The sequence below is a fragment of the Gammaproteobacteria bacterium genome, from assembly GCA_009845905.1.
Classification (GTDB): Bacteria; Pseudomonadota; Gammaproteobacteria; order Steroidobacterales; family Foliamicaceae; genus Foliamicus.
The window spans coordinates 605,330-619,515 of record VXYS01000009.1; the positions used below are offsets into that span (position 1 = coordinate 605,330).

At 62.4% G+C, this 14,186-nt stretch carries 8 protein-coding genes; 6 read left to right on the plus strand and 2 right to left on the minus strand.

Annotated features, from left to right (window positions below; genetic code table 11):
- The first annotated feature begins 4 nt into the window (after positions 1-4).
- Positions 5-1,513, plus strand: coding sequence for a UbiD family decarboxylase (locus F4036_10220; protein ID MYK38118.1), 1,509 nt, complete (start codon positions 5-7; stop codon positions 1,511-1,513).
- Positions 1,514-1,532: 19 nt separating this feature from the next.
- On the opposite strand, the gene F4036_10225 is transcribed toward F4036_10220, so the two are convergent.
- Positions 1,533-2,903, minus strand: a complete 1,371-nt coding sequence (locus F4036_10225) for an MFS transporter (protein ID MYK38119.1) — start codon at positions 2,901-2,903, stop codon at positions 1,533-1,535.
- A gap of 189 nt (positions 2,904-3,092) precedes the next feature.
- On the opposite strand from F4036_10225, the gene F4036_10230 reads away from it, so the two are divergent.
- The 5 genes from F4036_10230 to F4036_10250 all read left to right on the plus strand — a co-directional run bounded on the left by F4036_10230 (position 3,093) and on the right by F4036_10250 (position 12,962).
- Positions 3,093-5,897 carry a TonB-dependent receptor gene (locus tag F4036_10230; protein MYK38120.1) on the plus strand — a complete coding sequence of 935 codons (2,805 nt, stop codon included), beginning with the start codon at positions 3,093-3,095 and terminating at the stop codon, positions 5,895-5,897.
- A 162-nt stretch (positions 5,898-6,059) separates the two neighbouring features.
- Positions 6,060-8,864 carry a TonB-dependent receptor plug domain-containing protein gene (locus F4036_10235; protein MYK38121.1) on the plus strand — a complete coding sequence of 935 codons (2,805 nt, stop codon included), beginning with the start codon at positions 6,060-6,062 and terminating at the stop codon, positions 8,862-8,864.
- 114 nt (positions 8,865-8,978) lie between these two features.
- Positions 8,979-9,845, plus strand: a complete 867-nt coding sequence (gene rpoH / locus F4036_10240) for an RNA polymerase sigma factor RpoH (GenBank protein ID MYK38122.1) — start codon at positions 8,979-8,981, stop codon at positions 9,843-9,845.
- A gap of 143 nt (positions 9,846-9,988) precedes the next feature.
- On the plus strand, positions 9,989-11,167 hold the full coding sequence (locus tag F4036_10245) for a hypothetical protein (GenBank protein ID MYK38123.1): 1,179 nt from the start codon (positions 9,989-9,991) through the stop codon (positions 11,165-11,167).
- A gap of 79 nt (positions 11,168-11,246) precedes the next feature.
- Positions 11,247-12,962, plus strand: a complete 1,716-nt coding sequence (locus F4036_10250) for a sodium:alanine symporter family protein (protein ID MYK38124.1) — start codon at positions 11,247-11,249, stop codon at positions 12,960-12,962.
- A gap of 4 nt (positions 12,963-12,966) precedes the next feature.
- On the opposite strand, the gene F4036_10255 is transcribed toward F4036_10250, so the two are convergent.
- Complete coding sequence (locus tag F4036_10255) at positions 12,967-14,157, minus strand: multidrug effflux MFS transporter (protein ID MYK38125.1); 1,191 nt, start codon at positions 14,155-14,157, stop codon at positions 12,967-12,969.
- Positions 14,158-14,186 lie beyond the last annotated feature (29 nt).

Consider the following 14,186-nt stretch of genomic DNA (forward strand, 5'->3'; position numbering starts at 1 on the left):
GCTTATGACAGTTGTCCCCGATCAGGAGAAGAATTCCCTGCGCACCGGTCCCTACGACTCCCTGCGCGATTTTGTAAACGCCATCGAGGCTCGCGGCAAGCTCATGCGCCTCAAGGAAATCGATCAGGACAAGTATGAGGCCACCGGCGTCATGTATCGCCTGATCGACAAGTTCGGATATGAGGATGCGCCCGCCCTGCTGATCGAGCGCATGAAAATCGACGGAGAGTGGCGTGACGGCCCGATTGTCGCCAATCTGTACGGCAACTGGGACATCGAGGCCTTGCCGTTCGGTGTTGAAGAGATCAGCGACAACGACGAGCAAATGTACCGGGCGACACGCGACAAGTTGATGACGCGCATCGATGCGGCCGGCAACTGGATGAAGATAAAACCCGTTCACGTCGAATCGTCCGATGCTCCGTGCAAGGAGATTCGGTTAGCGGGAGCCGATATCGATCTTCTCAGGTTTCCCTGGCTCAAGAACAACCCGGCCGACGCCGCCCGATACATCAATACGGGCGCCGTTTTCATGCATGACAGCCGGTTGGGGGCGAACGTCGGCACCTATCGCTGCCAGATCAAGGGTAAGAACAGGATCGGACTGAACCCCGAACCCGGTCAGGACGGCTGGCGGCTGCTCATGGGCATGAAGCGGCGCGGCGATCCATCGTGCAGGGTGTCCATTGCGGTTGCCGTCGATCCCGCCGTGTGGTCCGTGAGCAGCACCAAGATGGCCGGTTTCGGCGAAAGCGAGATTGAAATCGCAGGTGGGTTGATAGGCAGGCCCATCGAACTCGTCAGGAGCGAGACCAACGACATCATGGTGCCGGCGCATGCCGAGATGATCATCGAAGGCGAGGTGCCACTGGACCAGGCCGAAGATGAAGGCCCTTACGGGGAAATGTACGGCTATCTGGGCCCGATGAAGCGGAACAATTTCTTCGTCAATGTTACGGCCATTACGCACCGCCGTAATCCGATGTTCTTCAATTCGTTCACCGGCGTTGCGGCGGACATGCCCAAGGGCCCTTCATGTGCGGCCGAGTACCACCGCTACAGGAAACTGATCCCGAACCTGAAAGCGATCTACACTCCGCGCGGCGCGAACGGCGTCAGCCTGGTCAGTATCGACAAGAGGTTTGCCGGCGAGGGTATGTCGGCCGGGCAGACGGTGGCCGCAAATCCCGGTCTCAACAAGGTGGTCATTGTCGTCGATGGCGACGTGAACATCCTCAAGCCCCTCAACGTCCTCCACGTGCTTGGCGCGCGCTGGCAGCCCAGGGCCAGCGTCGTGATCCCGCAAACGCAGATGCGCATGCCCGATCCCAGCATGCAAACCATGGGGATCACCAGCAAGATGATCATTGACGCGACCCGACAGCTGCCCGGCGAGGGCGGTCCGGACATCTGGCCACCCGTGTCGCGCGTGCTCCTGGAAGAGAAGTGCCCGGACCTGCTGGATGAAATCGACCGGAAGTGGCCTGACTATCTCAAGGGCTGGGTGAAATAAAGGGCCGTAGTCCGGAAACTCAAGCCGCTTCGGTCGATTGAGGCGGCAGGGGCTTGTTGCCCCATATGCGCACGCCTACGGCCGCCAGCAGGATAATCAGGTTGCAGACACCCATCATCGTGAAGGGCGCATTCGGGACCTGCAAACGGTCGACCAGTAGTCCGCCGACAATTGTGGCCAGCATGATGCCGATGGCGCCCGACTTGTTATAGACGCCGACCACGGCGCCGCGATATTGCGGCGGCGCTTCCTGGCCGAGCAGGGCGGCCGAAGACACCACCGTCGAGGTTTCGCCTATGCCGGTGGCGATGCAGGCAAATAGAATCAGGCTTCCAGGCGAGAACGGATCATCGATGGCACCCAGCCAGAGATAGCCGACGGCGGCGAGGCCGAAACCTATGGCGACCGCGGAGGTGCGGTTTATCCGGTCGCAGATCATTCCCATGAAATACGCCCAGCAGATGGCCGAAAGCTGGATCACGGCGCCGAACAGAAATGCGGCACGGCCCATGGCCTGCCCCGCGGTCATACCCTGGTCCACGCCGACCTGGACGAACCACAGGGAAAAGAACGTGCCGACCACCACCAGGTCGCCGCGCGAGATGAAGCCGCTGGCATACGCCAGGGCAATGCGCGGGTTGCGCCTGGCTTCGGTGATTCCCCGGGCGAAATTCTTCAGCACGCTGGGCTTGTCCTTCACCTCGGGCGGCGGTCCGCCCTTGAATCCCAGGCGCAACAGGATGGCGGAGAGAATCCCCACCGCGGCGGCAATCCAGAAGGTGTACCTCCCCGCCAGTGCGCCGCTGAAACCCATCCACTCAAACCGCTCCGGCAGCTGCCCGAACACGATGCTCATCAGTATCACGCCCAGTCCGTTGAATATGGATGTGGTGCCCAGCCACTTGCCCCTGGAGCATTCCTGAATGAAGTCGATCAGGGAGGCGCCGAGCATCACCGGAAGGATGGCCGCGCCAACGGCAACCACGACGCGGAAGAGAATCAGTTGTTCCTGGGAATTGGCCAAGGGGTAAAGGAAATAACCCAGGGACAGGATCACAAAACCGATCGAAAACAGGATCCGTCGCCCGGTACGGTCCGACAGCGCTCCAACCAGGCCCATGAGCGAAATGACGACGACCTCCTGCAAGGCGGCCAGGAAGCCGGTCAGCGCGCCCTGCTCGCCGCGGGGAATCTGCAGGACTTCTTCCAGCAGATAGGGCTGGACGAAATTCACCATCGTCAGCAAAGTCAGATTGAAGACGGAGGCGTAGAGCAGGGTCAGGATATTCAGATAGGAATATCCCGGCATGAACCAGTAAACGAGAACGTGCTTCCCCCGCGGATCGGGCGGGTAACGCTCCATCAACGACGGGCCCCGACTACTGGCCATGTTGTCCCTCCCCGGCAATTGCCGTGATTACACAGGCGGGTCCGAAATTCCCGCGTGCCGCATCAATTTACCTGACCCGGCTGCAGTCGTGTTGTGTACAAGTGATCGACTTCGGGTAATCTTGGTGCGGCAGATTCAACTTGCCCGGGGTCGGGGGAGCCCCGTACAACCTTGTAAGGGGGGGTTGTCATGAAAGCAACGCGTAGCCGAATTCTTGCACTGTCCGTCGCAATTGGAGTGGGGGTGCTGACTGCGCTACCCGCGACGCCACAGGACGATACAGCCTTTGAGGAAATCGTCGTCACCACGCGGAAGAAGGAGGAAAACCTTCAGGACATTCCGATCGCGGTGAGCGCCTTGAGCCGCGCGGACATGGAGCGGGCCGGCGTGAAGGAGCTGAACGAGATCGCCCATCACGTTTCCAGCCTGCAGTTCGACAGGGGCTATTCGCCGGCCGACACGCGCCTGGTGATCCGGGGTCTGGCGCCCACGCGAGGGCGTCCCAACGCTGCGACACTCGTCGATGGCATCGATATTTCGAGCGAGGCCATCGGTGTTGCCGGCGGCACGATGCTGGTTAACCCACGCATGCTTGATATCGAGCGCGTCGAAGTCGTGAAGGGCCCGCAAAGCGCCCTTTTCGGACGAAGCGCTTTCGCCGGCGCGGTGCAGTACGTCACGCGCGATCCGTCGGATGAAACCGAAGGCGAGTTTGCTCTCGACGGGGCCGAGGAAGGCTATTACACGTTCAAGGGCAGCCTTTCCGGACCGCTGGGAGAAAGGGCCGGCTACCGTCTGAACGCCATGTACTGGGAAGAGGGCGGCTTCTACCAGAACTCCATTACCGGCAACGACATCGGCGGCGGCGAAGGATTGGGTCTTGCCGTCACGTTGAAGTTCGAACCCAACGACTCGTCCAGCTACAAGATGCGGGTGGAGTACTCCGACGACGAGTTCGAGCCGATGCCGCAGGCCAATATTCCTTTTAACGGCATCAATCGCGTGCCGGCCGCCGCTTCTCTGTGCAACGGCGGCTACGTCAATGATGACGATTGCGACGGCCCCGCCAAGATCATTCAGGATCACCTGTTGCGCACCCGCGCGGGAGACCCCAACGATCCCGCGGTGTTCGACGACATGGACCATCCCGGCGTGATCGGCGAAATTCCGGATGGCGATGAACTCGTGGTCACATTGACGCCGGACTACCGCCAGGGCATCGGCAACGACGATTTCCCCGGAGCGACGCGCGAAGTGCTTCGGTTCTCGCTGATTGCGGATTGGACAGTAGGACAGGGCACCCTGAGTTCGCTCACCGGCGTGGCGGATGCCGACTCCGGCGCCCAAATGGACCTGGACAAGATAGCCGAGGCCGGACCGAACGGAATGGACACCAGCATCGCCAGTCAGATCGGCCATCGTTGGTCCAATACTTCGCTCCTGAGCCAGGAGTTGCGCTACGTATCGGAGTTTGAAGGGCGCTTCAATTTCACGCTTGGCGCCCAGTTGTGGCAGGAGGACGTGGAACAGAACGACCGTAACAACACCATCATTACCGGCGGCACCTACTGCAGCCTGCTGCGCATCAAGCCCGGCCCGTTTGCTCCCGCATTCACGATCGATACGTTCGGCGGGAATCCGCGATTCGGAATCCCCCCCAATCCCGCCCGTAATACCTGCAAATACAGCAGTTTTCCCAGTGCGCTGATCACCCAACAGGTCTATAACCAAACGCTGGTGAACACTGTGCACCGCGATACGGACCATCGTTCCGTTTATCTGGCAATTGATTTTGACCTGACGGAGAGGCTTTCCGCACACGCCGAAGCGCGCTGGACCGATGAAACGACGGACGTGACCGCGCCCAATACCTTCAATCCCGCGGCGCGGCGCGCAGAGGGTCCGGGGTCGCTGCAGGCCTGTGGGAGTTCCGGCAACTGCATTCCGGGCGTGTCCTGGGGCCCTTATCCGCCCAATGGTTTCGGCACTCCCGGCAATTTCGCCACTCCCATATCCTTCACACGCAGCGATAGCTATGTCACGCCCAAGTTGAGTCTGCAATGGGACCAGTCGGACGACACGATGTGGTACTTCTCCTGGGCCGTGGCCAAGAAGCCGGGTGGTTTCAGCACGCTGGGGTTCGGCGGATTCGGTGGAGACGCCAACGGTAACGGCGAACCCGACGAGATCGAGTTCGAACCCGAGGAAATGCAGGTCTGGGAAGTGGGCATGAAGCGCACGATGCTGGACGGGCGTTTACGCTTTAACGGCGCCTACTTCTTCCAGGACTTTACCGACAAGCAGATCAGCATCCAGAGAGTGATTCGCGGTCAGTTGGGCACGGTGATCAGCAATGCCAGCGGCGCCGAAGTGCACGGCGTGGAACTGGATGCGACCTGGCTGATCACCGACAACTGGAGGCTTTCCGGCGGCTATACCTGGCTGAACGGGGAGTTCACCGATTACAAGGTAATTACCACGAGTTCGGCGGACCCCGCCCGCATCGGCAACTGCAACCCGGTTATGGCCGGCGGTCGCGCTGTGTGCGAGGTCGACCGATCCGGCTTCGACCTGGAGCGCACGCCGGATCACGCCTGGCAGTTCACGCTGTCGTATCAGGCGCCTTCCAGGATCCGGCAGGGATGGGACACCTTCGCGTCATTCAGCGCGCTCTACCAGAGCGAGCGGTACATCGAGGATTACAACAGGAAGATCCTCAAGTCGTACTGGCGCGCCAACCTGAATTTCGGTCTGGCTACCGACGAGTGGGAATTTGCCGTTTACGTGAAGAACGTTTTCGACGACGACACGATCACGTGGGCCGGCGGTGGCCCGGGCATGCCGGTCAGCGACTGGCGGTTTGCGCTTCTGGTGGACACGACAGGACTCGGAGCTCCGTTCACGATTCTGCCTGCGCCGCGGATTGCTTCAACCGTGTATGGCCACCTGCCGGATCCGCGCCAGATCGGCATACGCCTGAACTGGCGCTTCTAGGGTACGCCGGCAAAATTTCTCAGGGGAGGGACGACTGCCCGCTGCTACTTGAGAGCTGGCTCTCTCTGGTGACGGCGCGCTCCAGTTCGGGTAGTCTTGGCGCGCGGATTCAATTTCCCTGCACCAGGGGAACAACATACGACCTTTGAAGGGGGGTTGGTTATGAGAGCAATATGCCGTCGATTTGTAGCGCTGCCGATCGCGACAGCCGTTGGAATACTCATGGCGCTGCCCGCGGCGGCACAGGTCGATACGGCCTTCGAGGAAATCGTCGTCACAACGCGGAAGAAGGAGGAGAACCTCCAGGACATTCCGATCGCGGTGAACGCCCTGAGCCGCGAAGACATGGAGCGGGCCGGCGTCAGGGAGTTGAACGAGATCGCGCATCACGATTCCAGCCTGCAGTTCGACAGGGGTTTTTCCGCCGCCGATACGCGGCTGGTCATTCGCGGCCTGGCGCCTACGCGGGGACGGCCGAACGCCGCCACGCTGATCGACGGCATCGATATTTCCAGTGAAACGATCGGCGTGGCCGGGGGCACCAACCTGATCAATCCGCGCTTGCTGGACATCGAGCGCGTCGAAGTCGTAAAGGGCCCGCAGAGCGCCCTCTACGGCCGAAGCGCTTTCGCCGGCGCGGTGCAGTACGTCACGCGCGACCCGTCGGATGAAACCGAAGGCGAGTTCGGCCTTGACGGGGCGGAGGATGGCTACTACACGTTCAAGGGCAGCCTTTCCGGGCCGCTGGGCGAAAGGGCCGGGTACCGTCTGAACGCGCTCTACTGGGAAGAGGGCGGCTTCCACAAGAACTCGATTACCGGCAACGACATCGGTGGCGGCGAAGGACTGGGCATCGCCGCCACCCTGAAGTTCGAACCCAACGACTCGTCCAGCTACAAGATGCGCGTGGAATACGCCGACGACGAGTTCGAGGTGGGGCCCCAGGCCAATATTCCTTTCAATGGCATCAACCGCGTGCCGGCCGCGGCATCACGGTGCAACGGCGGCTACGTGAACGACGACGATTGCGACGGCCCTGCGAAGATCATCCAGGACCACCTGTTGCGCACCCGGGCGGCGGATCCCAGCGATCCCGCGGTGTTCGATGACATGGACCATCCCGGCGTCATAGGCGAGATCCCCGACGGCGATGATCTGGAGGTCAGATTGACTCCGGACTATCGCAGGGGCATCGGCAATGACGATTTTCCCGGATCTACGCGCGAAGTGCTTCGGTTCTCGCTGGTTGCCGACTGGTCCGTGGGGCCGGGCACGCTGAGTTCGCTCACCGGAGTGGCGGATGCGGATTCGTCCGACCAGATGGATCTTGACAAGATAGCCGAAGCCGGACCGAGCGGGATGGACATCAGCATCGCCAGCCAACACTCGAATATCAATACAAACACGTCGCTCCTGAGCCAGGAGTTGCGCTACGTATCGGAGTTTGAAGGGCGATTCAATTTTGCCCTTGGCGCACAGTTGTGGCAGGAGGACGTGGAGCAGAACGAACGCAATAACACGCTTATCACCGGTGGCACCTACTGCAGCCTGCTTCGCATCAAGCCCGGCCCGTTTGCTCCCGCATTCACGATCGACACGTTCGGCGGGAATCCGCGATTCGGAATCCCCCCCAATCCTGCCCGGAATACCTGCAAATACTCGAGTTATCCCGCTGCGCTGATCACCCAACAGGTGTATGACCAAACGGGGGTGACCTCTGTACTGCGCGATACGGACCATCGATCCGCATATCTGGCCCTCGATTTTGACTTGACGGAGAGGCTTTCCGTACACGCCGAAGCGCGCTGGACCGACGAAACGACGGACGTGACCGCACCCAATACCTACAACCCGGCGGCCCGCCGCGCAGAAGGCACGGGGTCGCTGCAGGCCTGCGGAAGTTCCGGCAACTGCATTCCGGGCGTGTCCTGGGGCCCCTATCCGCCCAATGGTTTCGGCACTCCCGGCAATTTTTCCACGCCCCTGTCGTTCAGCCGCAGCGACAGCTATGTCACGCCCAAGGTGGGTGTGCAATGGGACCAGTCGGACGACACGATGTGGTACTTTTCCTGGGCCGTGGCCAAGAAGCCGGGCGGGTTCAGCACGCTGGGATTCGGCGGTTTCGGCGCGGACGCCAACGGTAACGGCGAGCCCGACGAGATCGAGTTCGAGCCCGAGGAAATGCAGGTCTGGGAAGTGGGGATGAAGCGCACGATGCTGGACGGACGTTTACGCTTCAACGGCGCCTATTTCTTCCAGGACTTTACCGACAAGCAGATCAGCATCCAGAGAGTCGTTCGCGGCCAATTGGGCACGGTGATCAGCAATGCCAGCGGCGCCGAAATTCACGGCGTGGAGCTGGATGTGAACTGGCTGATTACCGACAATTGGAGGTTCTCGGGCGGTTATACCTGGCTTAACGGGGAGTTCACCGACTACAAGGTTCTTACGACGAGTTCGGCGGACCCTGCCCGCATCGGCAACTGCAACCTGGTCATGGCCGGCGGTCGCGCTGTCTGCGAGGTGGACCGCTCCGGCTTCGACCTGGAGCGCACGCCGGATCACGCCTGGCAGTTCACACTGGCCTACCAGGGGCCGTCCAGGATCCGTCAGGGATGGGACACCTTCGCGTCCTTCAGCGCCCTCTATCAGAGCGAACGGTTCATGGAGGATTTCAACAAGAAGATCCTCAAGGCCTACTGGCGCGCCAACCTGAATTTCGGCCTGGCGACGGATGAATGGGAATTCGCGGTTTACGTGAAGAACGTATTCGACGACGACACGATCACGTGGGCCGGCGGCGGCCCGGGCATGCCGGTCAGCGACTGGCGGTTCGCCATTCTGGTGGACACCACGGGACTGGGAGCTCCGTTCACGATTCTGCCCGCGCCGCGAATCGCTTCCACCGTCTATGGTTACCTGCCGGATCCGCGCCAGATCGGCATACGCCTGAACTGGCGCTTCTAACGCTAGAGGAAACTGGAGCGGGGGCGTTGCCGCCCTCGCTCCCTGCGGGCTTGAAAAATCAGGGGTCCGCCCCCAGAAAATGGTAAAATCCATTGCGCAATGGCCAAGGATTCGATGAACACCGCAATTGCCGCGACCAACCGCGACCTGATCCTGGCGGGCCCGCTGGGCAGCCTGGATGCGTACATTCAGGCGGTTGGATCGGTCCCCTCGCTCAGCGAGGAGGAAGAGCGGGAGCTGGCGACCCGGCTGCGCGAGGACGGCGATCTGGACGCCGCCCGGCAGTTGATCCTGGCGCACCTGAGGTTCGTCGTGCACATCGCCAGTCGTTACCAGGGTTACGGCCTGCCGATGGCCGACCTGATCCAGGAAGGCAACGTGGGCCTGATGAAGGCGGTCAAGCGTTTCGATCCCGAAGTGGGCGTTCGCCTGGTGACTTTCGCCGTTCACTGGATTCGGGCCGAAATTCACGAGTTCATCCTGCGCAACTGGCGCCTGGTCAAGGTGGCCACCACCAAGGCCCAGCGCAAATTGTTCTTCAACCTGCGCAAGCTCAAGAAGAGGCTGGGCTGGATGTCGCCCGACGAGCAGGAGGCCGTGGCCGAGTATCTCGGGGTCAAGCCCGAGGAAGTGGCGGAGATGGAAATGCGCCTGGCCGGTCAGGACATCACTTTCGATCCGCCTACGTCCGACAGCGACGAGCAGACGTATTCGCCCTCGCAGTACCTGCCGAGTTCCGACCCGGACCCGGCGGTCGAGCTGGAAGAGGCCGACGCGATGGAGCGCGCAAGCGAACAACTGACGCAGGCGCTCGCGGGTCTTGACGAGCGCTCGAGGGACATCATCACTTCCCGCCGGCTGGTCGAGAAGAAGGCCACGCTGCACGAACTGGCCGGCCGCTACGGCGTGTCCGCCGAACGTATCCGGCAGATCGAAAACCAGGCACTGAAGCAGCTGAGCTCGGCGATTACCGCGCCCTAAGGGCCCCGTTAATCATGTTTCCCCCGTGGGTATCTCCTGGACAGGAGATGGCCCGCGTGCCCGCTCCCATTGGCCGCCGGAGCGGATATTCGAATTTTTCTTTACACTAGGCGCTCGGCGCTACAACCCGGGGAGGCGCAGCCATGCATCGCCAACAAATCCGTTCCAACTCCCGATCCGCTTTCGGGACCCTTCCGATTGCGGTAATTCTTGCCTTTGCCGCGTATGGGCTTTCACCGGCCCTCATCGCCCAACCGGCCGGCGGTCCGCCCGCCCAGGCAGCCACTCCGGATACCATCGAGTGGCAGACCGACGAGATGCTGCCGTATTACGAGATACCGAACATCCCGGTATCGGCCGAGGCCTACTTCGCGCCGGACAGTTACCACCTGATCGCCCAGACCCGCGATCCCGATGCGGTACAGGGCGCCAGCGGCAGACACGGCAACCTGACCTACACCTACACGATCGAGGGCACGGAGCTTACCCGCATCAACGACAAGGGTCAGGACGCCTGCTCCTACTTCTTTCCCGATCAGCAGCGGGTGATTTTCACCTCCACCCGGGACAACCTCCATCTGCCGGTCGGAAACTGGTCGGATGAGGACGAGTACCCCACCGGCGGCGAACTCTACATTGCCAATGTCGACGGCAGCGACCGCCGCCGGCTGACCCACAACGAGTGGTACGAGGCGGAAGTCGTCGTTTCGCCCACCGGCGAGTGGATTGCTTTCGGGCGCAATATCGACGGCCGGCAGGATCTCTGGCGCATACGCCCCGACGGCACCGACGAACAGCGCATCACGGACACCGACGACTGGCAGGAAGGATCTCCGTATTTCATGCCCGACGGCGAGCACCTGATGTTCCGCTCCTGGCGCGACTCGGATTACAAGAGGATCAGGCCCACGCCAATGATCGTCATGACGATCAACATCGACGGTTCCGACTGGCGCGGCTACACCTTTGACGGTGACATGAACTGGGCGCCCAACCCGGCGCCGGACGGACGCCATTACGTGTTTGTGCGCGTTACGGATATGGACGCCGGCCCGCTGGGCAACTGGGACATATTCCTCGGCGATCTGGCCGGCGGCGAACCCGTGCGCCTGACCACCTTTCCGGGATTCGACGGTTTGCCCGGCATGGCCCCGAACGGAAAATTGCTGGCGTGGGCGCGGGCCAGGGGAGGAGGCTTCATGGCGGGGATCAAGACCCACATCATGGACGTGTCTTCGCTGAATATCGGTCCCGAGAACTACGAACCGCTGAACCCCGAATGGGGCCGGCCGATGTCCGACGATCCGCCTGCGGCGGAGTAGTCCTCATTCCCCTCCTTAAGGGACGGGCAGAAAAGGAGCTTAAGCGCAGCGAAGGACGCCCCGTCCGAGAGCGATCTATATGGAACTGATGAATTTCTTCAACGCCCTGAACGCCGTGATCTGGCACAACTGGATGCTGTACGCGGTACTGGGAACGGGTGTCCTGTTTACTATCTGGAGCGGCTTTTGCCAGTACCGCGCGCTGACCCATGGAGTCGCAATAACGCGCGGGAAATACGACGACAAGGACGATCCGGGCGCCATTTCCCATTTCCAGGCGCTTTCCGCCGCGCTGTCGGCCACGGTCGGTCTCGGCAACATCGGCGGAGTGGCCCTTGCCATCAGCCTGGGCGGACCGGGCGCGGTGTTCTGGATGTGGGTGGTGGGGCTGTTCGGAATGGCGGTCAAGCTGACCGAAGTGACGCTCACCATGCTCTACCGCAATACGGACGATCCCGCGAACCCGCACGGCGGGCCGATGATGGTTGTGGACCAGGGGTTGCCGGCCCGGTGGCCGAAGCTGCGGCCGGCCGGCAAGGTCTTCGCGGTGATCTTCAGTATTTCCGTGGTGATATCGGCAATTACCGGGGGCAACCTGTTCCAGGCCTGGAACGTGGGCGACGTGACCGAAAGCTATTTCGGGATCCCCGCCTGGATGTGCGGTCTTGCGCTGGCGGTCGCGGCGGGTCTGGTGATCATCGGGGGAATTCAGCGCATCGGGCAGGTCGCCTCGCGCCTTGTTCCGTTCATGGTGGTGCTCTACTTCTTCGGCTGCATCGCCGTGCTGGGACTGAGTTACGAGCAGATCCCCGAATCGTTCGCTCTGATTTTCCGCGGCGCCTTCTCGTCGCTGGAAGGCACCGGCGCCTTCATAGGCGGCACGGCCGGCGCCGCGTTCATCTTCGGGATGAAGCGCGCGCTGTTCTCGAGCGAGGCCGGCCAGGGCTCCTCGCCGATCGCGCACTCCGCGGCGCGCACCGACGAGCCGGTGCGCGAAGGCATCGTTGCCGCTCTCGAGCCGTTCATCGACACGCTGGTGGTATGCACGCTGACCGCGCTGGTGATCCTTAGCACCGGGCAATGGCGGCGCGGTCCGGAAGCCGAGTTCCCCGCAGGCCCCGATGTCGTGGCCGCGGAAACCGCCGGCTCGTGGACCATTGCGGAAAGCGTTGCCCCAGATCGCGCGGGCGGCGACTGGGCGGGCGGCGAGTCCGTGTTCACGGTGGCCTTGGCGGACTACAACCCGGATACGGACAACAACCTGCACAAGATTTCCGGCGAGATCGAACTGGGCGCGGACGGGCTGGCCACGATTCGCTGGCATTCCATCGAAAGCTCCGTTGCCCCGGTCCTGCGCGACAGCGGTCTGTACGTGTCCTACGAGGGCGCGACCATGACGGCCCAGGCGCTGGATTCGGCCATTCCCGGCCTCGGCAAGTGGCTGGTCAGCCTGGCCGTGTGGCTGTTCGCCTTCTCCACCATCATTTCCTGGAGCTATTACGCCGAGCAGGCGGTGTGGTTCCTGGGCGCGCGCAAGGTCGGGCTGATGGTCTACAAGATCTGCTACTGCCTGCTGGCGCTGGTCGCCACGCTCGGATGGCTGCGCACGGACGCCGAACTGGACACCGTCACCACGCTGGGGACCGGGCTGATGCTGGTCGTGAACATGCCGATCATGTGGTTGTTCGGCTGGCAGGCGATGCGCGCCTACAAGGAGTACATCCGCAGGTTCACCAGCGGGAGGATGGACCGCGGCCAGGGCGCCCCGACGCTGGAAGACCTGATCAAGGGCTAGCAGGCTAGGCGCCGGCCCGGCGCGCGGCGCGCCTGAGGCTGCCGGCGCGTATGGCCACGCAGCCCAACGTCAGCACGGAGAAGGCCAGCACGCAATAGACCATGGGATAGGCCGAGTCGGTAAGGACCGATCCCACGAGCTGCATCCCCAGGGCGCCGAATGCGTGCTGCAGGGCCGCGGTGATCGCGGATGCGGTGCCGGCGTGCCGGCCGGCGCTGGTCAGCGAGCCGGCCTGCGAGTTGGGCATGAAGACGCCGGAGCCGAACGCCCAGGGCGCCATGCCGATGAACAGGACCGTCAGGCTGGCGCCGAAGACATAGAGCAGTGCGAGCAGCAGGAAGGTCGTGACGGTGGTGATCGTCATGCCCAGCATCATGGAGCCGTTCACGCCCAGCCGCGGGCCGAGCCAGATGGAACTCATACTGCCCAGGAAGTAGAAGGAGCTTAGCGCCATGGTCCACACGCCGTAGGTGGAGGCGCTGTGCCCGAGCATCGTTTCTATGACGTGCGGCGCCCCGGCGCCGAAGCAGTAGTACGCGCCCACGATCAGCCCGGTGGCGAACGAGTAGCGCAGAAAGCGCGGGTTCGCAAGCAGGGAGCGAAAGGCGCGCTTACCGCCGCCGGGGCGTGCGGCGTGAGTTTCTTCTATTCGCCAGAACAGGCCGATCAGCAGGATGAAGAAGACGGCCAGGAAAACGAAAATGCTGCGCCAGCCGAAGGAATCGGTCATGTAGCCGCTCAGTGCCGGCGCCACCATGGGCCCGATCATCATCGCCATGGTAAGAATGGCCAGCATTCGGGGCAGCCGCTTCTGGCCGAAGGCGTCTTTCAGCATGACCCGCGCCAGCGTGATACAGCCGGCCGCGCCCAGACCCTGCATGCAGCGGCCCGCGATCAGGGTTTCGATGTTCTGGGCGAAGACGCAGACCAGGCTCCCTGCCCCCATCATCAGCAGGGCGGCGAGCAACGGCCGACGTCGGCCGAAGCGGTCCGCTAGCGGTCCGTAGATCAGGACCCCCGGGGCGATGATTAGAGTGGCCAGTGAAGTGGTGACCTGGACCATGGCGCGAGAAACCCCGAACTCGACTTCGAGCACGGGAAGGGCTGGGAAAAGAATGGTCAGCGACATCGGCCCGCTCATCGTGATGAGCGCCAGCACGAAGACCAGCATGCGTTCGGATCGCGTCAGCAGCATGCGGGTCAGCCGGCTTTCGACCAGCGGCC

Bases quoted from the DNA above. Each gene is read 5' to 3' on its own strand.
- F4036_10245 (MYK38123.1), top strand. From the start codon at position 9,989: ATGCATCGCCAACAAATCCGTTCCAACTCCCGATCCGCTTTCGGGACC.
- F4036_10225 (MYK38119.1), bottom strand. From the start codon at position 2,903: ATGGCCAGTAGTCGGGGCCCGTCGTTGATGGAGCGTTACCCGCCCGAT.
- rpoH (MYK38122.1), top strand. From the start codon at position 8,979: ATGAACACCGCAATTGCCGCGACCAACCGCGACCTGATCCTGGCGGGC.
- F4036_10250 (MYK38124.1), top strand. From the start codon at position 11,247: ATGGAACTGATGAATTTCTTCAACGCCCTGAACGCCGTGATCTGGCAC.
- F4036_10230 (MYK38120.1), top strand. From the start codon at position 3,093: ATGAAAGCAACGCGTAGCCGAATTCTTGCACTGTCCGTCGCAATTGGA.
- F4036_10255 (MYK38125.1), bottom strand. From the start codon at position 14,157: ATGCTGCTGACGCGATCCGAACGCATGCTGGTCTTCGTGCTGGCGCTC.
- F4036_10220 (MYK38118.1), top strand. From the start codon at position 5: ATGACAGTTGTCCCCGATCAGGAGAAGAATTCCCTGCGCACCGGTCCC.
- F4036_10235 (MYK38121.1), top strand. From the start codon at position 6,060: ATGAGAGCAATATGCCGTCGATTTGTAGCGCTGCCGATCGCGACAGCC.